The organism is Microterricola viridarii (assembly GCF_900104895.1).
In the GTDB taxonomy this organism is placed as follows: domain Bacteria; phylum Actinomycetota; class Actinomycetes; order Actinomycetales; family Microbacteriaceae; genus Microterricola; species Microterricola viridarii.
This window is the reverse complement of record NZ_LT629742.1, coordinates 3,489,024-3,510,770: the sequence shown is the minus strand read 5'-3', so window position 1 is coordinate 3,510,770 and position 21,747 is coordinate 3,489,024. Positions and strand designations below refer to the sequence as shown.

The 21,747-nt window shown below is 71.4% G+C and carries 22 protein-coding genes and 1 tRNA gene; 12 read left to right on the top strand and 11 right to left on the bottom strand.

The genetic code is table 11. The annotated features are described in order from the left end of the window. Positions 1–846 precede the first annotated feature (846 nt). The 5 genes from BLT62_RS16135 (at position 847) to BLT62_RS16115 (ending at position 4,094) form a co-directional block, all read left to right on the top strand. The gene (locus BLT62_RS16135; protein WP_083364977.1) at positions 847–1,809 is read left to right on the top strand and encodes a TadA family conjugal transfer-associated ATPase; all 963 of its coding nucleotides are present in this window, start codon (positions 847–849) and stop codon (positions 1,807–1,809) included. A gap of 5 nt (positions 1,810–1,814) precedes the next feature. Then, on the top strand, positions 1,815–2,963 hold the full coding sequence (locus BLT62_RS16130; protein ID WP_083364976.1) for a type II secretion system F family protein: 1,149 nt from the start codon (positions 1,815–1,817) through the stop codon (positions 2,961–2,963). Positions 2,964–3,233: 270 nt separating this feature from the next. Then, positions 3,234–3,398 carry a DUF4244 domain-containing protein gene (locus BLT62_RS18445; RefSeq protein WP_231919451.1) on the top strand — a complete coding sequence of 55 codons (165 nt, stop codon included), beginning with the start codon at positions 3,234–3,236 and terminating at the stop codon, positions 3,396–3,398. Further along, a complete protein-coding gene (locus BLT62_RS16120; protein ID WP_083364974.1) occupies positions 3,379–3,750 on the top strand; it encodes a TadE family type IV pilus minor pilin in 372 nt (123 codons plus the stop codon). The genes BLT62_RS18445 and BLT62_RS16120 overlap by 20 nt, the downstream gene beginning before the upstream one ends. Next, the gene (locus tag BLT62_RS16115) at positions 3,747–4,094 is read left to right on the top strand and encodes an Rv3654c family TadE-like protein (protein WP_231919263.1); all 348 of its coding nucleotides are present in this window, start codon (positions 3,747–3,749) and stop codon (positions 4,092–4,094) included. The genes BLT62_RS16120 and BLT62_RS16115 overlap by 4 nt, the downstream gene beginning before the upstream one ends. A gap of 63 nt (positions 4,095–4,157) precedes the next feature. On the opposite strand, the gene BLT62_RS16110 is transcribed toward BLT62_RS16115, so the two are convergent. Further along, positions 4,158–4,397 carry a hypothetical protein gene (locus BLT62_RS16110; RefSeq protein WP_083365534.1) on the bottom strand — a complete coding sequence of 80 codons (240 nt, stop codon included), beginning with the start codon at positions 4,395–4,397 and terminating at the stop codon, positions 4,158–4,160. A 220-nt stretch (positions 4,398–4,617) separates the two neighbouring features. On the opposite strand from BLT62_RS16110, the gene topA reads away from it, so the two are divergent. The 5 genes from topA (at position 4,618) to BLT62_RS16085 (ending at position 12,365) form a co-directional block, all read left to right on the top strand. After that, positions 4,618–7,545 (top strand): type I DNA topoisomerase, encoded by a 2,928-nt coding sequence (gene topA, locus BLT62_RS16105; protein WP_083364973.1) that lies wholly within the window; start codon positions 4,618–4,620, stop codon positions 7,543–7,545. Next, positions 7,542–8,195 carry a dTMP kinase gene (tmk, locus tag BLT62_RS16100; RefSeq protein WP_231919262.1) on the top strand — a complete coding sequence of 218 codons (654 nt, stop codon included), beginning with the start codon at positions 7,542–7,544 and terminating at the stop codon, positions 8,193–8,195. Before topA ends, tmk begins: the two co-directional genes overlap by 4 nt. 128 nt (positions 8,196–8,323) lie before the next feature. Then, a complete protein-coding gene (locus tag BLT62_RS16095) occupies positions 8,324–9,316 on the top strand; it encodes an IS481 family transposase (protein WP_083364972.1) in 993 nt (330 codons plus the stop codon). 205 nt (positions 9,317–9,521) lie between these two features. Next, positions 9,522–10,733, top strand: coding sequence for a DNA polymerase III subunit delta' (locus tag BLT62_RS16090; protein ID WP_083364971.1), 1,212 nt, complete (start codon positions 9,522–9,524; stop codon positions 10,731–10,733). 60 nt (positions 10,734–10,793) lie between these two features. Beyond that, positions 10,794–12,365, top strand: coding sequence for an alpha/beta hydrolase (locus tag BLT62_RS16085; RefSeq protein ID WP_083364970.1), 1,572 nt, complete (start codon positions 10,794–10,796; stop codon positions 12,363–12,365). 13 nt (positions 12,366–12,378) lie between these two features. On the opposite strand, the gene BLT62_RS16080 is transcribed toward BLT62_RS16085, so the two are convergent. After that, entirely contained in the window at positions 12,379–12,567 is a 189-nt protein-coding gene (locus BLT62_RS16080) for a hypothetical protein (protein WP_083364969.1), read from the bottom strand. Between the two features lie 87 nt (positions 12,568–12,654). Here BLT62_RS16080 and BLT62_RS16075 point away from each other — a divergent pair, with 87 nt between their 5' ends. Next, positions 12,655–13,437: a glycosyltransferase family 2 protein gene (locus BLT62_RS16075; RefSeq protein WP_083364968.1), complete on the top strand. Its 783-nt coding sequence runs from the start codon at positions 12,655–12,657 to the stop codon at positions 13,435–13,437. 59 nt (positions 13,438–13,496) lie between these two features. On the opposite strand, the gene BLT62_RS16070 is transcribed toward BLT62_RS16075, so the two are convergent. From BLT62_RS16070 to map, 4 genes are all read right to left on the bottom strand, one after another. After that, on the bottom strand, positions 13,497–14,393 hold the full coding sequence (locus tag BLT62_RS16070) for an alpha/beta fold hydrolase (RefSeq protein WP_231919261.1): 897 nt from the start codon (positions 14,391–14,393) through the stop codon (positions 13,497–13,499). A gap of 44 nt (positions 14,394–14,437) precedes the next feature. Beyond that, a complete protein-coding gene (locus tag BLT62_RS16065) occupies positions 14,438–15,442 on the bottom strand; it encodes an alpha/beta hydrolase (RefSeq protein WP_231919260.1) in 1,005 nt (334 codons plus the stop codon). Between the two features lie 62 nt (positions 15,443–15,504). Next, positions 15,505–15,705, bottom strand: a complete 201-nt coding sequence (locus tag BLT62_RS16060) for a hypothetical protein (RefSeq protein ID WP_083364966.1) — start codon at positions 15,703–15,705, stop codon at positions 15,505–15,507. Positions 15,706–15,764: 59 nt separating this feature from the next. Then, complete coding sequence (gene map / locus BLT62_RS16055; RefSeq protein WP_083364965.1) at positions 15,765–16,547, bottom strand: type I methionyl aminopeptidase; 783 nt, start codon at positions 16,545–16,547, stop codon at positions 15,765–15,767. Between the two features lie 62 nt (positions 16,548–16,609). On the opposite strand from map, the gene BLT62_RS16050 reads away from it, so the two are divergent. Further along, entirely contained in the window at positions 16,610–16,912 is a 303-nt protein-coding gene (locus tag BLT62_RS16050) for a helix-turn-helix transcriptional regulator (protein ID WP_083364964.1), read from the top strand. Positions 16,913–16,994: 82 nt separating this feature from the next. On the opposite strand, the gene BLT62_RS16045 is transcribed toward BLT62_RS16050, so the two are convergent. The 5 genes from BLT62_RS16045 to BLT62_RS16025 all read right to left on the bottom strand — a co-directional run bounded on the left by BLT62_RS16045 (position 16,995) and on the right by BLT62_RS16025 (position 21,677). Continuing rightward, positions 16,995–17,070: transfer RNA gene (locus tag BLT62_RS16045), tRNA-Thr, on the bottom strand. A 137-nt stretch (positions 17,071–17,207) separates the two neighbouring features. Beyond that, positions 17,208–17,990 carry an enoyl-CoA hydratase/isomerase family protein gene (locus tag BLT62_RS16040; protein WP_083364963.1) on the bottom strand — a complete coding sequence of 261 codons (783 nt, stop codon included), beginning with the start codon at positions 17,988–17,990 and terminating at the stop codon, positions 17,208–17,210. A gap of 2 nt (positions 17,991–17,992) precedes the next feature. Continuing rightward, on the bottom strand, positions 17,993–19,213 hold the full coding sequence (locus BLT62_RS16035) for an acetyl-CoA C-acyltransferase (RefSeq protein ID WP_083364962.1): 1,221 nt from the start codon (positions 19,211–19,213) through the stop codon (positions 17,993–17,995). After that, positions 19,210–20,253: a zinc-binding dehydrogenase gene (locus BLT62_RS16030; protein WP_172829733.1), complete on the bottom strand. Its 1,044-nt coding sequence runs from the start codon at positions 20,251–20,253 to the stop codon at positions 19,210–19,212. The genes BLT62_RS16035 and BLT62_RS16030 overlap by 4 nt, the downstream gene beginning before the upstream one ends. A gap of 8 nt (positions 20,254–20,261) precedes the next feature. Beyond that, a complete protein-coding gene (locus BLT62_RS16025) occupies positions 20,262–21,677 on the bottom strand; it encodes a phenylacetate--CoA ligase family protein (RefSeq protein ID WP_172829732.1) in 1,416 nt (471 codons plus the stop codon). Positions 21,678–21,747 lie beyond the last annotated feature (70 nt).

Here is a 21,747-nt window from a genome sequence, read left to right as displayed (position 1 = left end):
AATCCGGCACTGCTGAGGCGGCACCTGTTCCCCCCAATAGGTGCCGCCCCCTTTTTTTAACCGGCGGCCCGGATGTCGGCGCTCCGGCGGTCGGCTCGGCGCTTGGTCGCCCGCCTGCTCGCCCGCCGCTCCGCCCGACTGCTCGGCAGCCTGGAGCCCGCTTCGCCGGGGCACTCGGCGGCGTTGCGTTCGCGGCCCCTGGCCCCGCGGATGCCGTCTCGTCTCGCGGCCCTCGTTGTGTTTCGCGGCCCTCGGTATGTCGCGGGCCGCGAGACAAAACGAGGGCCGCGAGGAACCGTTTCACGCGCCCGTTTCCCGCTCCCGCTCTCGCTCCCGCTTCCGCATCCGTCTCCGCTTCACTTTCGCCGCACCTCCGCTGTGCTTCGGCCCCGTGTTGGCCAGCTGTGCACAGCGTGGTGCCGGAGCGCGGTTCTGCACAGCGGGCGGCGTTCTCCGGTCGCGGCGCCCCGGCCGTCGTAGCCTCGCCGGGTGGACGTTCCTCGCGAAGTTGAGCCCTTCATCCCCACCCCGTCTCTCCGCTGGGCGGAACGGCCGGCCGGCCCGGAACCGGCGCGTGCGGAACCGCCGGGAGGCAGGGGCGTGCCGGCCGGCTCCGCCACTCGGGCGAGCCCGGGCCGGGATACTCCCACCGCCTGGCGCGCGCGGGGCGCTGGTGCAGCTGCGACCGACGCCGACGCCGACGCCGGGCACGAGCACGAGCACGAGCACGAGCATGCGCCCGCGGCGGGCCGCATCGATTTCGATGCGATCCTGAGGGATCAGCCGCCCCCGGGGGTGCCGGCGGAGGCCGCGTCGGCTCCTCCGGCGCCCATTCGGAGTGCGGCCATGCTCGGGCCGCTGGCCGGCTACGCCGCAGACCCGGCCGTCACCGACCTCTTCGTGAACGGCGACGCGGGGCTCTGGGTGGATCGCGGCGGCGGCGCGCAGCGGGTCGCTGCGTGGAGCCTGGACGAGGCCGAGGTGCGCGCCCTCGCCGTGCACCTGGTGGCCCTCGGCGGCCGTCACGTCGATGAGGCTACGCCCTGCGTGGATGTGCGCCTCGGCGACGGCATCCGCGTGCACGCCGTGCTCCCTCCCGTGTCGAGCACGGGCACGCTGCTCTCGATCCGGCTCCCGGAATCAGCGGGATTCAGCCTCGCCGAGCTGGCGGGACTGGGCATGTTCGACGGCGGCACGTCCGACGACGGCACGTTCGCCGCCGGCCCGCGCGGCGCGCGGCTGTTCCGGGCGGTCGAGGAGCACGAGAACATCCTGGTGACAGGGGCGGCGGGCAGCGGCAAGACGACGCTGCTCTCGGCGCTGCTGGCCGAGGCCCGGCCCGTCGAGCGCATCGTGACGATCGAGGATGTCGCCGAGCTCCGCATCCGCCACCCGCACGTCGTCGGGTTGGAGGCGCGGCAGGCGAACCTCGAGGGCGCCGGGCGGCTGGGGCTGGACGCGCTGCTGCGGGAGGCCTTGCGGATGCGCCCCGACCGGCTCGTCGTGGGGGAGTGCCGCGGCGCCGAGATCCGCGAGCTGCTCGCCGCGCTGAACACGGGCCACGATGGGGGCGCGGGCACCCTGCACGCCAACTCGCTCGCCGATGTGCCCGCCCGCCTCGAGGCGCTCGGCGCACTCGCCGGGATGAGCGCGGACGCGGTCGCCCGGCAGACGGTGAGCGCCATCGGGCTGGTGCTGCACCTGGAGCGTCGCGGCGGTGCGCGTCGGCTGGCGGCGCTCGGCCACTTCGCGCTCGACGCTGGCGGCCGGCTGACGGTCGAGCCCGAACGCCAACAGCCGGCCGGGTGAGTCGCATGAGCACGGCAGAGCCCCCGATTGAGGCCGTGGCCGCCGTGACCGAGCGGCTGGCCGTGTTGCTCGCGGCCGGCGTGAGCCCGCACGCCGCCTGGCGCTACCTGGCGGAGGAGGCGGCAGAGGCGGGCCAGGGTCTGGGTGCCGCCGGCGAGCCGCGCCCCGGGCACGCGGGCAGCCGCGCGCACCGGGCAACCCACTTGAGCGCGCGCGTGCACACCCGGTTCGGCGCCCGCTCGGCGAGCGAAGTCGAGCGGATGACGGCACTGACCGCGACAGTGGTGCGAGCCGCGGCGCGAGCCGGTGCACAGGGGCGGAGCATTCCGGAGGCGATTCGAGCCGCGGTCGCGGCGAAAGGGGGCACCGGGACGGCCCCCTCCGCGGGCAGCGAACCGGCCACGCGGCCCGGGCGGACCGGCCGGACCGGGAGGGAACTGCGCTCGGAGCGGGCATGGCTGGCGCTGGCCGCGGCCTGGTTCGTCGCGGGCGAGGCCGGCGCCCCATTGGCGGCGACCCTGCGCGAGCTGGCGACGGCGTTCCGCGAGCAGGCGCAGCTGGAGCGCGAGCTCGCCGTCGCCCTCGCCGGCCCGCGCTCGACGGCGCGCCTGGTCGGGGCGATGCCGGTGATCGCCGTCCTCTTCGGCGCGCTCCTCGGCTTCGACACCGTGCACACCCTCTTCTTCACCCCGCCGGGGTTGGCCTGCCTCGGGCTCGGGACGCTCCTCGTCTGGGCCGCCGGGAGATGGAGTGCATCGCTCGTGCGGCGGGCCGCCCGGGACACGGGAGGCCTCGGCCTCACGGTGGAGCTCGCCGCCATCGCGATGACAGGAGGGATGGCGGCCGAGCGGGCGCGGGCGCTCGCCGCGGGCGCGGCCGAGCGCTATCTCCCGGCCGCGGGAGGCATCGAGCTCGCGGTGGTCGACGCGGTGCTCGCTCTCTCGCGGCGCGCCGGTGTTCCCGCCGGCGAGCTGCTGCGCAGCGAGGCGCGACAGGCGCGGCTGCGGGAGCGGAGCGCCGGGCAGCAGCGTGCCGCCCGGCTCGGCGTGTCCCTGATGATCCCGCTCGGTCTCTGCGTGCTGCCGGCGTTCATGCTGCTCGGGGTGCTTCCGCTGCTGCTCTCGGTCCTCTCCTCCACACTCCGGCTGTTCTGAGGCGTAGTGCACAGATTTGCACCGGACCGGCACAGCCGGCCGCGGGCGCGCAGGCTGGAGGGACTCGGGCCCAGAGCAGCACCTCGCTTCGTCGGGGTGCGAAAGGAGACACTCATGACTGACACGCTTGCTGGGGCTTCCGGCCGCCACGCCGCCCCGTTCCGGGACGACGCGCCCACGGCGCCGACCGGGGGCCTCGTGCTCGCCCGAGCCGCGCGGCACCGGGCGCACGCATCGCTCGAGCCGGAGCCGCTCTCCCCACACCGGCGGCTGCTGCGCCGCGTGGCGGGCGAGCGCGGCGCGGCGACTGCGGAGTACGCCGTGGCCACGATGGCCGCGGTGGGGTTCGCCGGCCTCCTCATCGTGATCCTGCGCGGTGACGAGGTGCGCGGCATCCTCACCGAGCTCGTGCGCAATGCGCTCACCGTGGGGTAGGGCGCCCGGCCGACGTGCAACGGGGAGCCGGGGCAGTGTCACCGCCGAGTTCGCGGTCGTCATGCCGGCGCTGTTCCTGGTGCTCGCGCTCTGTCTGGGTGCGGTGAGCCTGCTCGGTCAGCAACTGCGCCTCAGCGATGCCGCGGCGGACGCCGCCAGGGCGGCCGGCCGTGGAGACGACGGGGCCCGGGTGCTGGCGCTCGTGGCGCGCGCGGTTCCGGGTGCGGGCCTCGGGCTGGAGCGGCGGGGCGAGTTCGTCTGCGCCGAGCTCAGCAGCGATGCGTCCTTCGGCCCCGCCGGCTTCGGCCTGCGCCTGACGGCATCCTCCTGTGCGCTGGCCGGTGGCTTGTGACCACCGCGCGCGGTGAGCGCGGTGCCGCCGCGGTGCTCGCCGTGGGCATGGTCGGGGCGGTGCTCGCGCTGAGCACAGCGCTGATCCCGGTCGCCGGGGCGTTCCTGGCCAGCCAGCGCGCGGCGAACGCGGCGGATGCCGCGGCGCTTGCCGCGGCCGACGTCGCGTCGGGGGCGTTCCCCGGGGAGCCGTGCGCGGCCGCGGCCGCCGCGGCGACCGCCAACGGGGGCGCGCTCTCGTCGTGTGAGCTGAGCGGCGCGGTCGCGCGCGTCGAGGTCAGCCTGGGCTGGTGGGTGTTCGCGCTGAGCGCCGCCGCGCGGGCGGGGCCGCCGGGAACTCCATGAACACACTGAGCGCCATGAACGCCGTGAACACACTGAGCGCCGTGAACGGCTCAGCCGATCAGCTCAATCGAAGAGCGTCTCGCGGTAGCGGTACTCGACCGCCGTCGGCAGCTCGCTGGAGTCGCCGGCGAACTCGAGCCCGGCGGTGCGGGCGTAGGAGAATCGTTTGCCGCCCGACTCGGCGGGGATGGCGATCAGCGGTTGCGGTTCTCCCGAGTCGAGGAAGGCAGTGCTGATGGTCTTGCCCTCGAGCGGCCCGTCAATGAGTTTCGCGGTGTAGCTGCGTGCCGAAGTAGTTTCCATGCTCGCCATTGTGCTCCCTTTATATGCAACCGCAAGGGGTGAGGGCGCGCCGGGCGGAGGGGTTGACGGCGCCCACATGAGCATGTCTCAATTAGGCACGCACTCGACGTGTATGTGTATGGTGTGCCATGGCAGGCCTACAGGTCGCCGATCACACGATGCAGGATGCGCTGGGGGCGCGATCGATCCGCTCGTACTCAATAGAAACAAGAGGAACCTGGTGCCGGGCACGAAAAAACTGGTCATCGTGGAGTCTCCGAACAAGATGAAGTCGATTGCCCAGTACCTGGGCGACGGCTACGAGGTCTTGGCGTCGGTGGGCCACATTCGCGATCTGATCGAGCCCAAGAACCTCCCGGCCGAGTTGAAGAAGGGCTCGCTGGGCAAGTTCTCCGTCGACGTTGAGAACGGCTTCGAGCCGTACTACGTGGTGTCCGACGCCAAGAAGAAGACCGTCGCCGAGCTCAAGCGGGCGATGAAGGATGCCGACGAGCTCCTGCTCGCCACTGATGAGGACCGCGAGGGCGAGGCCATCGCATGGCACCTGCTCCAGGTGCTCCAGCCCAAGGTTCCCGTCAAGCGCATGGTCTTCCACGAGATCACCAAGGACGCCATCCTCGCGGCCAAGGACAACACCCGCGAACTCGACACCGCACTCGTCGACGCGCAGGAGACCCGCCGCATCCTCGACCGCCTGTACGGCTACGAGATCTCGCCGGTGCTCTGGCGCAAGGTCGGCCCCGGCCTCTCCGCCGGACGCGTGCAGTCCGCCGCCACCCGCCTGGTCGTGGACCGCGAACGCGAACGCCTCGCCTTCACCGCCGCCGGCTACTGGGACCTGAGCGCCATCCTCAGCACCGCCGTCGACGGGGCAGAGGACGCCGGCACGAACTTCTCCGCCCGCCTCGCCCGCCTGAACGGCGAGCGCATCGCCAGCGGCCGCGACTTCGACGACAACGGCCAGCTGAAGAGCACGGCATCCGTGCTCGACGAGGCCGCCGCGATGGCGCTGCGCGAGGCCCTGCTGCAGCCCGGCGTCGACCTGACCGTCACCAAGGTCGAGTCGAAGCCGTACTCGCGCAAGCCGGCCGCACCGTTCACCACCTCGACGCTGCAGCAGGAGGCCGCGCGCAAGCTGCGCTTCTCGGCCAAGCAGACGATGAGCGTCGCCCAGTCTCTGTACGAGAACGGGTACATCACCTATATGCGCACCGACTCGCCCTCGCTCTCGCAGCAGGCGATCAACGCCGCGCGCACCCAGGCCACCGCCCTCTACGGCGCGGACACCATCCCCGACAAGCCGCGCATCTACACCGGCAAGAGCAAGAACGCACAGGAGGCGCACGAGGCCATCCGCCCCTCCGGCGACACCTTCCGCACCCCGGCGTCGCTGGCCAGCTCGCTGCGCGGCAACGACTTCAAGCTCTACGACCTCATCTGGAAGCGCACCGTCGCCTCGCAGATGGCCGACGCCAAGGGCCAGACCGCGTCCGTCACGATCGTGGCCGGCCCGACCGGCGAGTCCGAGAACCCGCGCGCCTCGAAGGCGCTCGCCGAGTTCACGGCATCCGGAACCGTCATCACCTTCCGCGGCTTCCTGAACGCGTACGAGGAGAGCCGCGACGAGGAGCGCAACGCCCCGAGCGAGCCGAGCGAGTCCAAGCTGCCGCAGCTCAGCGAGGGCCAGCAGCTCAGCTTCGCCGAGCTCGACGCCAACGGCCACGAGACCACGCCGCCGCCGCGCTTCACCGAGGCCAGCCTCGTCAAGCGCCTGGAGGAGCTCGGCATCGGCCGCCCGTCGACGTTCGCGTCGATCATCTCCACGATCGTCGACCGCGGCTACGTCACCCCGCGCGGGCAGTCCCTCATCCCGAACTGGATCGCCTTCTCGGTGGTCCGGCTGCTGGAGGAGTACTTCGGCGACCTCGTCGAGTACGACTTCACCGCCGAGATGGAGGGCGACCTCGACCACATCGCCGCCGGCGAGGCCGACCGCGTCGACTGGCTGAACAGCTTCTACTTCGGCTCCGACAAGCACAAGGGCCTGCGCCAGGTCATCGACAACCTGGGCGAGATCGACGCGCGCAGCATCAACTCGATGCCGATCACCGACGACATCACGCTGCGCATCGGCAAGTACGGCCCCTACCTCGAGGTGGTCGAGGAGGGTGCGGCCCCGGACGCCACTCCGCGCCGCGTCAACCTGCCGCTGAACCTCGCCCCCGACGAGCTGACCCCGGCGAAGGCGCGCGAGATCGTCGACGCCCCGGTCGTCACCGACCGCGTCATCGGCATCAACCCCGAGAACGGCAAGGAGATCGTCGCGAAAGACGGCCGCTTCGGCCCCTACGTGACCGAGCTCGACCCGGCCCCCGAGGTCGTCGCCGACGCCGCCACCGGCGAGGTCATCGAGGCGGCAGCGACGGATGCCGCGGCGTCCGGCACCGCCACGAAGCCCGCGGCCAAGAAGAAGCCGGCCGCGAAGAAGGCCGCGGCGGTCAAGCCGCGCACCGCCTCGCTGTTCAAGTCGATGGACCTGGCCACGATCGACCTCGACACCGCGCTGAAGCTGCTCTCGCTGCCGCGCGTCGTCGGCATCGACCCGGAGACGGGCGCCGAGATCCTCGCCCAGAACGGCAAATTCGGCCCGTACCTGAAGAAGGGCGTCGACACCCGCTCGCTCACCAGCGAGGACCAGATCTTCGACATCGACCTGCCCGGTGCGCTCGAGCTCTACGCCCAGCCGAAGTACGGCGGCCGTGCCGCCTCCAGCGCGCTGCGCGAGTTCGAGGCCGACCCGGTCAGCGGCAAGCCGATCAAGGTGAAGGACGGCCGCTTCGGCGCCTATGTCACCGACGGCACGACGAACGCGACCATCCCGAAGAGCGAGACGGTCGACGACCTCACCTTCGAACGCGCCGTCGAGCTGCTGCAGATCAAGCGCGACAAGGGCCCGGCGCCCAAGAAGACGGCGGCCAAGAAGGCCCCCGCCAAGAAGCCGGCTGCGAAGAAGCCGGCTGCCAAGAAGCCGGCCGCCACGAAGGCCACGGCTGCCGTCTCCGCCGCGCGCTCCGAGGCAGCGAAGAAGGCCGCGGCGACGCGCGCCGCGAACAAGGCAGCCGCCGCGGCCGCCGGAGCGGCCGAGTGACCGGCCTCCCCACCGAGCTGAACGGCGCGGCATCCGGCGTGTTCATCACTCTCGAGGGCGGCGACGGCTCCGGCAAGTCGACCCAGGCCGCGCTGCTGGCCGGCTGGCTCGGCGAGCAGGGCCGCACGGTCATGCGCACCCGCGAGCCCGGCGGCACCGAGGTCGGCGTCGAGATCCGCGAGATCGTGCTGCACCACCGCGGCCACATCGCCCCGCGGGCCGAGGCACTGCTCTACGCCGCCGACCGCGCGCACCACATCGAGACGGCCGTGCGCCCCGCGCTCGCCCGCGGCGAGGTCGTCATCCAGGACCGCTACATCGACTCCTCGGTCGCCTACCAGGGCGCCGGGCGGGTGCTCGGCGGCGCGGAAGTGCGCCAGCTCTCCCTCTGGGCGACCGAGGGGCTGCTGCCCGACCTCACGGTGCTGCTCGACCTCGACGAGTCGGTGGCGCGCGGCCGGCTGGAAGCCGCGCAGAAGCGCTTCGACCGGCTCGAGGCCGAGAAGGGCGACTTCCACGCCCGCGTGCGCGAGGCGTTCCTCGCGCTGGCTGCGGCCGAGCCGGAGCGCTTCCTCGTCGTGGACGCCGCCCTGCCCGTCGAGGAGCTCGCCGCCGTCATCCGCGCCCGCGTCGCCACACTGCTCGGCTAGCTGTACTGCCCAGGGACGTTGGTTGAATCGGTGTGACGACTCGCTGTAGTCCTTCGGGAATGAGTGAGGACCTCCTGCTGCAGAGTGGAGCTGCTTAGAAACCAGTTCTGCGAGACCAGGAGGCCCTCATGTCCCACGCTAACGCTGCGCTGACTCCACGCCAAAGGCTGCGCATGGCGCGCCTGATCGTGGACGACCGTTGGCCGATCTCGCAGGCCGCGAGACAGTTCAACTGCTCCTGGCCGACCGCCAAGCGGTGGGCTGAACGTTACGCGGCGATGGGTGAGGACGGCATGCAGGACCGCTCCTCCCGGCCGCACCGGAACCCGAACAGGACCCCGCAGCGGCTGGTGCGGAAGATCGTGCATCTGCGGTGGAAGAAGCGTTTGGGGCCGGTCGCGATCGGCGCGAAAGTGGGCATGCCCGCGTCGACCGTGCACGCCGTGTTGACCCGGTGCCGGCTGAACCGGTTGAGTCACGTCGACAAGCGCACCGGGGAAGTCGTGCGGCGCTACGAGCACGACAAGCCGGGGGCGATGATCCACGTCGACGTGAAGAAGCTCGGCAACATCCCCGATGGCGGCGGCTGGCGTTACCTGGGCAAGCAGCAGGGCGGCAAGAACCGGGCCGCGACCGTTGGCGCGGGCCGGAGCAAGCGCCGGCAGCCGCTGGTCGGGACGGCGTTCGTGCACACCGTCATCGACGACCACTCCCGCGTCGCCTACGCCGAGATCCACGACGACGAGCAAGCGGTCACCGCCGTGGGTGTGCTCCGCCGGGCCGTGTCCTGGTTCGCCGCCCGAGGCATCACGGTCGAACGGGTCCTCTCCGACAACGGCTCTGCCTACAAGTCCCACCTCTGGCGCGACACCTGCACCGAGTTGAACATCACACCCAAGAAGACCCGCCCCTACCGGCCACAGACCAACGGGAAGATCGAACGCTTCCACCGCACCCTCGCCGACGGCTGGGCATTCTCACGGTTCTACGCGTCCGAGTCAACCCGCCGGAACGCCCTCCCGGTCTGGCTCCACGAATACAATCACCACAGGCCCCACACGGCCATCGGGAGCAAACCACCCATCAGCCGGTTAACCAACCTTGCTGGGCAGTACAGCTAGCGCACTGCACACGCCCCGCCCGCCTCATCGCGGGCACGGGCGAAAACACAGGATGAGAGCGGCGCCGCCCCCGAGACGGGGTGCGGCACCGCTCTCATCCTGTTTTTGTCGGCGCCCCGTTCTCCGCCGGATCGAGAGAGCGTGCGACAGAAGCCGACAGGCGGCGCGGGCGCGGCTGTCGGTGGCCGACCGGTAACCTTGAGGGGTGACGGTGTGGAGCGAACTGACGGGGCAAGCGGAGGCGATCGCGCTGTTCCGCGCCGCGGCGAGCTTCCAGCCGGGGTCAGCGGGCGACGCCGCCCGCGCCGACGCCGCGCAGGCGGCGAGCGAGTCGGGCGCCGCGGCATCCGGCCCGGCGAACCAGATGACGCACTCCTGGCTGATCACCGGCCCGGCCGGCTCCGGCCGCTCCAACCTGGCCTTCGCCTTCGCGACCGCGCTGCTCAGCGGCAACCCCGATGGCGACGAGGCAACGGCGGCGCAGGTCACCGCGCGCAGCCACCCCGACCTGCAGGTGCTCACCACCGAGGGCGTCATCATCAAGATCGCCGACGTGCGCGAGACGGTGCGCCGCTCGCACTACTCGCCGTCGGTCGGTCGCTACCGCGTCATCATCGTCGAGGACGCCGACCGCATGGCCGAGCACGCCTCCAACGTGCTGCTGAAAGAACTCGAGGAGCCGCCGGAGCGCACCGTCTGGATCCTCTGCGCGCCGAGCGAGGCCGACCTGCTGCCGACGATCCGTTCCCGCGTGCGCAGCGTGCGCCTGCGCGTGCCGACGGTCGCGGATGTCGCCGAGCTGCTCGTCAAGCGCAACGACATCAGCCCCGAGCTGGCCGAGCGCGCCGCCCGCGAGGCGCAGAGCCACATCGGCATGGCGCAGCGCCTGGCCACCAGCGCCGAGGCGCGCGACCGCCGCCAGGAGACCCTGACCACCGCCCTCGAGGTGCGCTCGGTCAGCAACGCGGTGCTCGCCGCCGCCCGCCTGCTGGCCATCGCCGGGGCCGACGCCGAGGCCATCACCGAGCAGCGCGACGCCCAGGAGCGCGAGCACACGCTGCGCTCGCTCGGCATCGCGCCCGGCCAGGCCATCCCGCCCGCCCTGCGCGGCCAGATCAAGGCGATGGAGGACGACCAGAAGCGGCGCGCCAAGCGCAGCCTGCGCGACGGCATCGACCGCATCCTGGTCGACCTCTCCTCGTTGTTCCGAGACGTGATCATGCTGCAGCTCGGCCGCACGGATGCCGTCATCAACCGCGAGCTCGAGGGCAAGATCGCCGCGGCCGCGACACGCAGCACTCCCGCAGAAACGCTCGTTACGCTCGACGCGATCACCACCGCCAGGCATCGGATCGAGGCGAACGTCGCCCCGCTCTTGGCGCTCGAGGCGATGCTCGTGTCGTTCCGCCGCGGCTAGCGCGAGCACGACACCGCGCGCAGCCGACCCCCTGAAGCAGCCGACAGAAAGCGAAGACAGTTGACGACTGCCACCGGCCCCACACCCACCACCACGCCGCGCCGCCGCGCGCGACGCCTCGGGGCGGCACTGGCTGGTGTCCTCGCCGTCACCCTCGCGCTCACCGGCTGCGTCACCGCTTTCCTGCCCGAGCCGCCGCCCGCCACCTCCACGCCGACCGGCGAGGACGTCGACGCCTCGCTGGCGCCGTTCTACGGCCAGACGGTGCAGTGGAGCAACTGCGGCGGCGGGATGCAGTGTGCAGACGTCAACGCCCCGTTGGACTGGGCAGATCCGGCATCCGGAAGCATCAAGCTGGCCATCGTGCGCCAGAACGCGAGCGGTGACAAGATCGGCTCGCTGTTCGTGAACCCCGGTGGCCCCGGCGCCTCCGGCTTCGACTTCGTGAAGGACTCCGTCAACTACGCCACAGACCAGCGCCTGCAGGAGCGCTTCGACGTGGTCGGCTTCGACCCGCGCGGCGTCGGCCGCTCCACCGCGGTCACCTGTTACGACGCCGCCGGCATGGACGCCTACCTCTACGACGTGAGCACCACCAAGCGCGGCACCGACGCCTGGATCGCCGAGATGACCACCTCGGCCCGCGACTTCGGCGAGGCCTGCGCCGACGAGACCGGGCCGCTGCTCGAGCACGTCGACACGGAGAGCGCCGCCCGCGACCTCGACCTGCTGCGCGCCGTGCTCGGCGACAGCGAGCTGTACTACCTGGGCTACTCCTACGGCACCTTCCTCGGCGCCGTCTATGCGGAGCTGTTCCCCGGCAAGGTCGGCCGCCTGGTTCTCGACGGCGCGCTCGACCCCGCCGCGAGCAACTTCGAGGTGACCAAGGTGCAGGCCGTCGGCTTCGAGAACGCGCTGCGCGCCTACCTCAAGGACTGCTTGTCGGGCACCTCCTGCCCGTTCGAGGGCACCGTCGACCAGGGCATGGCCACGATCGGCGCGCTGCTGCAGTCCGTCGACGCCAGCCCGATCCGGGCCGAGGACGGCCGCGAGCTCGGCTCCAACGCCCTCCTCACTGCCATCATCTACCCGCTCTACGACGCCAACGCGTGGGGCATGCTCAGCGACATGCTCGAGAGCGTCATGCAGGGCGACGCGCAGTTGGCGTTCCAGTTCGCCGACGGCTACAACGGCCGCAACCCCGACGGCAGTTACTCGGACAACTCCACCGAGGCGTTCATGGCCATCAACTGCATGGACTACAGCTACAACGCCGACCCCGCCTCGATGCGCGAGCAGGCCGCGGAGATCGCGGCGGCCGCCCCCGTGATCGGCGCCTACATGTCCTACGGCGACATCGGCTGCGCCAACTGGCCCTACGCCTTCCAGGGCGAGCGCGGCCCGATTCACGCCGAGGGCGCCCCGCCGATCATGGTGATCGGCACAACGAACGACCCCGCCACCCCATACGTCTGGGCCGAGGCCCTGGCCGACCAGCTCGACAGCGGCGTGCTCGTCACCTACCAGGGCGAGGGCCACACCGCCTATAACAAGTCGAACTCCTGCATCGCCAACACCGTCGACGACTACCTCATCGCCGGCACGGTGCCCGGGGCCGACCCGCGCTGCTAACCCGGCGGCGGCCTCAGCGCCGTCGCCGGTAGGCGGCGCCGTGCGCGCGAACCACGAACACGACCACGAGTGCGATCGCCACCAGGGCGCCCAGCTGCAACAAACCGGTGAGCAGGTCGAGCTGCCCCAGCGCGCCCGGGTGGGTGTCTGCGCACTCGGTGGCTGGGGCCGCACAGGAGAGCCGCGCGATGAGCTCGTTCATGCGGCCAGTCAAACAGGGCGGATGCCGCCGCGCCCGTTCCGACGCTGAATCGTGACTGGGCGACCGGCGCTGTTGTACTGTGTGCCGATGGGCACCGACGGGGAGCCTCAGCCTGCACATCCGACCGCGATCACGATCGCAGTCGTCATTCCGGCGCGCAACGACGCCCAGCTTCTCGCCGTCTGCCTGGCCCGCCTCGCCGCCCAGACCCGGCCGGCCGATGAGATCATCGTCGTCGACAACGCCAGCAGCGACGACACGGCGGCGGTCTGCGCGGCAGCCGGGGTGCGGCGCATCTATTGGGCCGCGCCGGGCGTCGGCGGCGCCTCGGCGGTCGGCTTCGACGCCGCGCGCGCCGGCATCCTGGCCCGGCTGGACGCGGACTCGAGGCCCGGCCCGGACTGGCTCGCCCGGGTGGAGGCGGCGCTCGGCGACGCCGGCGACCTCGCGCTCGTCACCGGGCCGGGCGACTTCTACGGCGGGACGGCGCTCGTGCGCTGGGCGGGACGGGTGCTCTACCTGGGCGGCTACTTCCACGTGGTCGGGCCGATGCTCGGGCACCCACCGGTGTTCGGCTCGAACTACGCGATGACCGCCGCCGTGTGGGAGCGGATCGGCCCGGCGGTCGTGCGGGACGAGCCCCGCATCCACGACGACCTCGACGTCTCCTACCTGGTGCGGCCGGACATGTCGGTGCGCGTGGACCCCGCCATGCGGATGCCGGTCTCCGCCCGCCCGTTCGAGTCGTGGGGGGCCCTCGGGCTGCGGCTCGGCAAGGCGTGGACCACGCTCGCGCACGAGTTCCGCCGGGAGCGCCCCTGGAGCCGGCTGCGGGAGCGCAAGCAGTGGGAGCGCAGCCACCGGCCGTAACAGGCGGGCCGGCGGTCAGACGGGCAGGCGGGTGGGCGCGGGCAAGCAGCCCGGGACGGCTAGCGCCCGGCCGCGGCGAACAGGCGCAGCAGGTCGCGGCAGAGCTGGTGCGGCGAGGTCTCGCACGGGCTGTGCCCGGCCGGGTAGACGGCGAGCTCGGCGTCCAGGGAGCGTGCGAACTCGGCGTGCAGCTCCGTCGGCCAGAGGTCGTGCTCGCCGACGGCCACGAGCTTCGGCAGCGGCGCCTCGCGCAGGATCGGGCCGAGGTCGGGGGTGCGCTTCATCAGCGACACGATGTCGCTCACCGACTGCCGCCGGGTGAGGGCGAAGCGAGCCCGGACGAAGCGCAGCCTGCCGGGCGGCACGGGCACCAGGTTGCGCCGGATGCCCCAGATCATGAGCGCCGCCCCGATGTTGCCGGTGGCCAGGCCGGTGACCGGCCCGATCCGGCTGACGCCGCGAAAGCTCTGCCCGGCCAGGGGCGGGCAGCTGAGCAGGGTCAGGCTGGCGAAGCGGGCGGGCTCCCGAGCGTAGGCGAGCCCGGCGACGATGCCGGCGAAGGAGTAGCCGACGACGTGCGCCGCCCGGCCCACATCCGCCAACAGGGCGAGCAGGTCGTCGACGAACAGCTCGTAGTCGTAGTGCTCGCGCGGCGGCGAGAGGTGCTCCGGACCGGCGGCGGCCGACTCGTACTGCCCGGCGAGGTCGAAGCTCAGCGCGTGGTAGCCGGCCGCGGCCAGCACCGGCAGCATCAGCTGGAAGTCTTCCTTGGAGCCAGTGGCGCCCGGAACCAGGAGCACGGGTGGGGCGTCCGGGTCGCCGCAGGAGATCAGGGCGAGTGAGCCGCTCGGGGCCGCGAACGTGCTCGCGCGCACCCCGTCCGGCAGCCGCGCCCAGTCGATGTCGGGCAGCTGGGCGTCGGCCGCGGCCGCGGGATCCGTCGCCTGCTCGCCCATCGCCCACCTCCGCATCGCAGGGCGGCGAGCCCGGAACGCTCTGGCTATGCCGCCACCGTCGTTATGAAGGAGCTTAGGCGGCGGTACACCTCCTGTGACTCCGGGTAGCGATAATTCTGCTGCCAGGTGTGCTCCGTATTCGGATTGTCCCAGCCATAGACCAGCGAGTCCACGGGAACCCCGTGCTCCTTCAGCCGGGCGATCAGGTTCATGTTGGAGGCGTAGAAGAAGTCGCGCTCCGAGGTGGTGATGAACACGGGCGGGCAGCGGGAGTCCAGCCACTCGATGGGCGACATGTAGTGGGCGGCCTCGCGCAGCCGGTGCCGCTCGGACGCCGTGCGGCCGTCGCCGTGCGGCAGCAGCATCCGGATGAAGTTCAGGCTCATCACGAAGCCCTTGTCGAAGAACACCGAGAAGTCGACGATGCTGCAGTGCTGCACCAGGCCGCGCAGCTGGGGGAGGCGGAGCGCCGGGTCGAGGGAGTAGTGCTCGGCGAGCTCGGGCTGGAACGTGGCCGCGGTCATCAGGGCCGCGATCTGTCCGCCGGCCGAATCCCCGCCCAGCACGCAGCGCTGCCCGTCGCCGTTGAAGTCGCCGATGGTGGAGTTCACCCAGGCCAGCGCCGCGTTGGCATCCTCCAACACATGGCCGAGGTGGAAGTGCGGCGCCATCCGGTAGTTGACGTTCACCACGACCACCCCGTCGGCCGCCTGGGTGGCGCAGTACTTCGTGAGCGACGCCTTGTCGCCCGAGGTCCAGCCGCCGCCGTGGAAGTACACGTAGACGGGCAGCGGGCTCACCGGGCCGCCGGTGTTCGCCGGCGCCATGACGTCGAGCCGGTGCGAGCGGATGCCGTCGCCGACGAAGTCGATGTCGAACCAGTAGCTGACGCCGCTGACCGGTTCGACGTTGAATCGGCGCCGCTCGCCCGGGCTGACGGCGCGCATCAGCAGCCGCCACGCCCAGACGGGCACGCGGCGCAACGCTCCCCGGGCGCGGCGCCCCACGGCCGCGCCGGCCGAGGGCTCGGCCTGACCCTGCACCTTCACGCCCATACGGTACGCCGGGGCGCTGGGAGCGCGCTCACCGCTAGCTGGGCGTGGCCGAGTGCCTAGTCGGCGGGCACCGGGTGGCCGTAGTCGAAGGAGTCGTCCGCGCCCTCCGTGCTGCCGATGAGCTGGTAGGTGAACCCCGCATGCGTCAGCTCCTCATGGGGAGTGTCGCCGGGAAGGTAGTGCACGCGGATGTCGTACCCCACGGCCCCGAGCTCGTCGCCGTAGAGGATCGCGGTGTAGACGTCATCGCTGGTCATGGCCAGAGTCTACGAGCCGGCGCCCGATCCCGGCAGGGGGTGCCGGCGCGATCCGGGCATCACGAGTGCGGCTGCGACGGGAGGGTGAGAATCTGGGCCCCGTCGCCGGTGATCGCGATGGTGTGCTCACTGTGCGCCGTCCGGCACGCCGTCGCGCTCCGGAGCGTCCAGCCGTCGGCATCCGTGATGAGCTCGGCGGTGTCGACCATCGCCCACGGTTCGAGGGCGAGGAGCAGTCCAGGGCGCAGTTTGTACCCGCGGCCGGGGCGGCCGGTGTTGGAGACGTGCGGATCCTGGTGCATCGTTGAGCCGATGCCGTGCCCACCGAACTCGGTGTTGATGGGGTACCCCGCCGCGGTGAGCACCGCGCCGATGGCGGCGGAGATGTCGCCGATGCGCGCACCGGGGCCCGCCGCGGCGATGCCGGCGTGGAGTGCGCGCTCGGTCGCATCGATCAGCGCGACGCTCTCCGGGGGCCGCGCCTCCCCGACGAGGAAGCTGATGGCGGAGTCTGCCGCGACGCCATCCAGGATGACGGCGAGGTCCAGCGTCAGCAGGTCGCCGTCGGCCAGGGCGTAGTCGTGCGGCAGCCCGTGCAGGACGGCGTCGTTGACCGCGGTGCAGATGTAGTGGCCGAACGGCCCGCTGCCGAACGAGGGCGAGTAGTCGACGTAGCAGGATTGCGCGCCCGCAGAGACGATCATCGCCTGCGCCCACCGGTCGATGTCCAGGAGATTCGTGCCGACCGTGCTGCGTGCCTTCAGCGCCTGCAGGATGTCGGCAACGAGCGCACCGGTTCTCCCGGCTCTGACCAGTTCGGCGGGGGTGAGGATCTCGATCATGCGGCACCTTTCAGAATCCAATAACAATACCGGTCTTATTATCCCGGACTAGGATTGGAGGCATGGTCAGACTGCCGCATGCGCCCGAGGACGTTGAGCGCGGAAAACGCCTCGGCGCTGCGCTGCGCCAGGCCAGGGGGAGCCGCTCCATGCTCGAGATCGCGCTCGAGGCCGGGGTCTCGCCGGAGACGCTGCGGAAGATCGAGTCCGGCCGCGTGGCGGCCCCGGCCTTCCCGACCGTCGCGGTGATCGCCCAGGCCCTCGGCCTCTCCCTCGACGCGGTGTGGGCGGAGATCGCCGGCCCAGAGCGGGAGAGCGCGCCGGGTGGGTCGGGCCCGCTCCGGCGGGAGCCGATGGCCTCCTAGGCCCCGCCCCGCATCCGAGCGGGTGTCGCCAGGGGTGAAAAGAAAAACGGCCAGAATCCATCTGGATCCTGGCCGTTCTTGGTGGGGCCGCCTGTGGGAATCGAACCCACGACCTTCTCATTACGAGTGAGACGCTCTGCCGACTGAGCTAAGGCGGCGTGGCAACCGCACGATTTCTCGTGTGAATGGCACAGCAATAAAGCTTAGCTGACGTTTTGGATGTTCGTGTACACACCGGCCTCGCCGACCCGTTTTCTGCGGCATCCGTCCCAGGAATGGGCCGCGCTGCGAGCGGTCACTTGCTCTTGCGGTCGAGGAACGCCTGCATCCGCTCGAATTTTGCCTCGGACTCGAACAGCACGGCCTGGGCCAGCGTGTCGATCACCGGGTGTGCCTCGCGTGGCGTGTGGAACACCGACTTGGACAGCCGCACCGCGAGCGGGTCTTGGGCGGCGATGCGGGCGACGAGGGCCGATGTCGCCGCGACGAGCTCTGCGGCCGGTCGCAGCTCGCTGAGCAGGCCGACGGCGAGGCACTCCTCGCCGCTCAGCACGCGGCCGGCGAGGATGATCTGCTTCGCGACGGACTCGCCGACGAGCTCTTTGAGTCGCCACGTCGCCCCGGCCGCCGCCATGATGCCGAGCCCCGTCTCCGGGTTGCCGAGGCGCACCTCTGGGGTGCCGATGCGGAAGTCGGCTGCGTAGGCGAGCTCGGCCCCGCCGCCGAGGGCGTGCCCGTCGAGCACTGCGATGACGGGCATCGGCAGTTTGGCGATCCGGTCGAAGACGCCGGAGTTGATGCCGGCCAGGGCATCGTCCCGACGCCGCTCGCGCAGCTGGGCGATGTCGGCCCCGGAGGCGAAGACGCCGCGGGCACCCGTCGCCGGGTCGCCGGGCGTGCCAGCGATGACGAGGATCCGCGGGCGCGCCTCGAGCTCGGCGCAGACCCGGAGCAGCTCATCGACCATCGCCTGGTCGATGGCGTTGCGCACGGCGGGGCGGTGCAGCCGCACCTCGAGGTGGTCGTCGCGATCTGTGACGCGCAGCGTTGAGAATGGCGGGGCGCCGCGGCTGGCCATGTTCACACCCGCTCGATCAGCAGGGCGGTGCCCTGCCCGACGCCGACGCACATCGTGGCCAGTCCGAGGTCGCCCGCGGCGGCCTCGCGTTCGAGGCGCCCCAACAGGCTGATCACGATGCGTGCGCCGGAGGAGCCGAGCGGGTGGCCGAGCGCGATCGCGCCGCCGTCGCGGTTTGTGATCTCGGCGTCGAGACCGAGCTCGCGCATGCAGGCCAGCGACTGCGAGGCGAAGGCCTCGTTGAGCTCGACGGCCGCGAGCTCGTCGATGCCGCGCCCCTGGCGCTCGAGCACCTTGCGGGTTGCCGGCACCGGGCCGACTCCCATGATCTCGGGCGCGAGGCCGGCGGCGGCGCCATCGAGGATCCGCGCGCGCGGAGTGAGTCCGTAGCGCTCGATCGCGCGTTCCGAGGCGACGACGATGGCAGAGGCCCCGTCGTTGAGAGTGGAGGCGTTGCCCGCGGTCACGACGGTTCCCCCGCGCACCACGGGGCGGAGTTCCGCGAGTACGTCGAGGCTGGTGCCGGAGCGCGGACCCTCGTCCGTGTCGATGAGCACGGCCGCGCCGCGGCGTTGGGCTACGCTGACCGGCACGATCTCCTCTGCGAAGTGGCCGGCAGCGATCGCCGCGAGGGCGCGCTCATGCGAGCGCACTGCAAAGGCGTCGCAGTCCGTCCGGCTGGTGCCGTAGACGCGGGCGACCTCCTCGGCAGTCTCAGGCATGGAGTACACCATCTTGCCGTCGCGGGAGAGCTCGCCGGAGAGGAAGGCCGGGTTCGTGAAGCGCCAGCCGATCGACGTGTCGAAGCTCGCGCCGGGGCCAGAGAAGGCCTTAGCTGGCTTCTCCAACACCCACGGTGCGCGCGACATCGACTCGACGCCGCCGGCGACGACGAGGTCGGCCGCACCCGCCTTGATCATGTGACTCGCCATGGTGATGGCGCTCATGCCGGAGGCGCACAGCCGGTTGACCGTGATCCCGGGGACGGTGTCGGGGAAGCCGGCGAGCAGCCAAGCCAGCCGGGCGACGTTGCGGTTCTCCTCGCCCGCGCCGTTCGCATTCCCGAAGATCACCTCGTCGACGTCGGCCGGGTCGATGCCGGCCCGTTCGACGGCGGCCCGCATGGTGATGGCAGCGAGGTCGTCGGGGCGGACCGAGCTCAGGGAGCCGCCGTAGCGGCCGACTGGGGTGCGGGCCCCGCCGACGAGGAAGGCCTCGGTCATCTGTCTTCTCCTTGTACGGTGCTGGCCTCGACACAGCGCAGGATCGTCTTGCCGTTGCCCGCGGAGTCGGCGATAGCCTCCTGAGCGGCGACGGCATTGTCGAGGGTGAAACTATTCTGGATGACCGGCAGCGCGTCCGGGTGGGCGCGCAGCAACTCGACCACGGCCATCAGGTCTGCCGGGTCGCCGATCCAGCTGCCGGCGATGGTCAGCTGCTTGCCGAACACCTGGCGCAGGTCGGTCTGCACGCTGTGCCCGGTCGTGACGCCGCAGAAGGCCAGGTGCCCGCGGACGGAGAGCATGCGCAGGCTGTCATTCCACGTGGCCGCGCCCACATGATCGAGCACGAGGTCGACGCCGCGCCCCCCAGTCACGGCGCGGACGCGCTTCACCAGGTCGTCCCCGCGCACCAGCACGTCGCCGTCGAAGCCCGTGGCCGCGAGCCAGAGCGCTTTCTCCGCCGAGCCGACGATTGCAACCACGCGAGCCCCGAGCGCGCTCGCGATGCGCAGCGCCGCGTTGCCGAGACCGCCGCTGGCGCCCCAGATGGCGACGACGTCGCCGCGCGCGATGCCGCCCGTGCGCACGAGCGCGTTCCACGCGGTGATGTAGGACACCGGCACGGCCGCCCACGCGAGCGAGGCGTCCGCGCCGACGGGCACGACGGCGTCGGCCGCGACCGCGATCTCCTGGGCGTAGCCGCCGTCGTAGTTGTAGCCGAGGATCTCGAATTGCCGGCAGGCGGAGAGGCTGCCCTCGGTGCAGAAGGCGCAGCTGCCGCAGGCGCGGCCTGGGTAGAGGATGACTCGCTCGCCGAGGAGCGCGTCGGAGACACCGTCGCCGACGGCCGTGACGTCGCCGAGCACATCGCTGCCGGGCACCCGGGGCAGGCTCAGGGCGTCGCCGGTGTCGCCCTGCTGCAACCACAGGTCGAGGTGGTTGAGGCCGGCCGCGACGACGCGCAGGACGACCTCGCCGGGCCCCGCGATCGGGGAGGGCCGATCGCGGGCGACGAGCGGGCTGCTGTGCTGCTCTTGCACCTGGGCCCTCATCGGCCGGCCTCCCGCCGGTCCTCGAAGCGTTTGAGCTTGGCCCGGTGGCCGTGCCCCGTGAGCTCGCGCAGTCCGTCGCGCTCGACGAGCTCGACGCCGATGGCGACGCCCGTCTTCTGCTTGAGCAGGGCGGCGAGCTCGGCCCGCAGCACAGCGGAGTCGCCGGTGCCGTCGGCCTTCTCGACCATGATCGTCATCTCGTCGCGGGCGACCTTGCCCTCTGGGGCGACGCGCTCCGCGTAGCAGTAATACTCGCCGGTGACCCCGGGGTGGCCGGCGACGATCTTGCCGCAGGCCTCGGGCCAGACGTTGACTCCGCGCAATTTCACCATAGTGTCGCTGCGGCCCTGGAAGTAGTCCAGCTTCTTGTGCCAGCTGCCGCAGGAGCACTGGCTGAGCTCGTAGCTGGCCGAGATGTCCTGGATGTTGTAGCGCAACTGCGAGGTGCCGGTCTTGTAGAGCGCTGTGACGACGATGTTGCCCTTGTGCCCCGGGGGCAGCGCCTCGCCCGTCTCGAAGTCGACGATCTCGATGATGAAGGCGTCCTCGAAGATGTGCAGGCCGTCCTTCGCCTCACACTCCGCGGCGAGGTACTGCACCTCGTGGAAGGCGTAGGAGTCGTAGGTGGGCACACCGAAGGCCTCCTCGACGGCGGCGGTATCGCCGAAGGAGAGAATCGTCTTGAAATCGAAGTCCGTCCGCGGGTCCAGGCCCATGCGGCGAGCGGTGTCAGCGATGTGCAGCAGGTAGTCCGAGGTGGCGGTGATGGACGCCGCGCCGTAGAGCTGGGCGAACTCGATTTGCTTCTCGGTCGGCGTCACGTTGCCGGTGCTCGTGGTGATGGGGATTGCGCCCAGCCAATGCCAGAGCGCGTGGTCCATGATCCAGGCCGCGTTGTGGGTGGAGTAAGCCCAGGCGTTGATCACGGCGTCGCCGGGCCGGATGCCCTGCATGTAGAAGGTGCGGGCGGAAAGGATCGCCCCGACCTCGCGGTCCCACTGCGTGTAGATCGTCGGCCTGGGCGTGCCGGTGGTGCCGCCCGAGGTGTAGATGCGCAGCGGGGTGTGCGCGGCGTCCGCGAAACCGACCCCCTGGTAGTCGCCCAGCGGCGGCTGGCGCTCGATGCTGTCGCGGATGTCGTCGATGGTGTAGCTCGGCATGCGGCGCAGGTCGTCGAGCGAGGTGATGTCTGCGGGCGAGAAGCCGTGCTCGGCCCACAGACGCCGGTAGAACGGCACGCTGGCCGCCCGCTCGACGGCGCCGCGCAGCCGGCGGAGCTGCTCCTCGGCGATGCGTTCGGGCGACCACAGCCGAGCCCCGGTCATGAACTCGAACGGCGGCTCGTACTCGGCGGTGAGCCGGTCCCAGTCCATGCTCTCGTGGTAGTAGGGGGGACGGGTCTGTTCGCGCATTGTTCGAGTGCTCATTTCTGGTCAAGCCGGGGCGCGGTGTGGCCGCGCGATGTAGTGCGGGGTGCGGCGC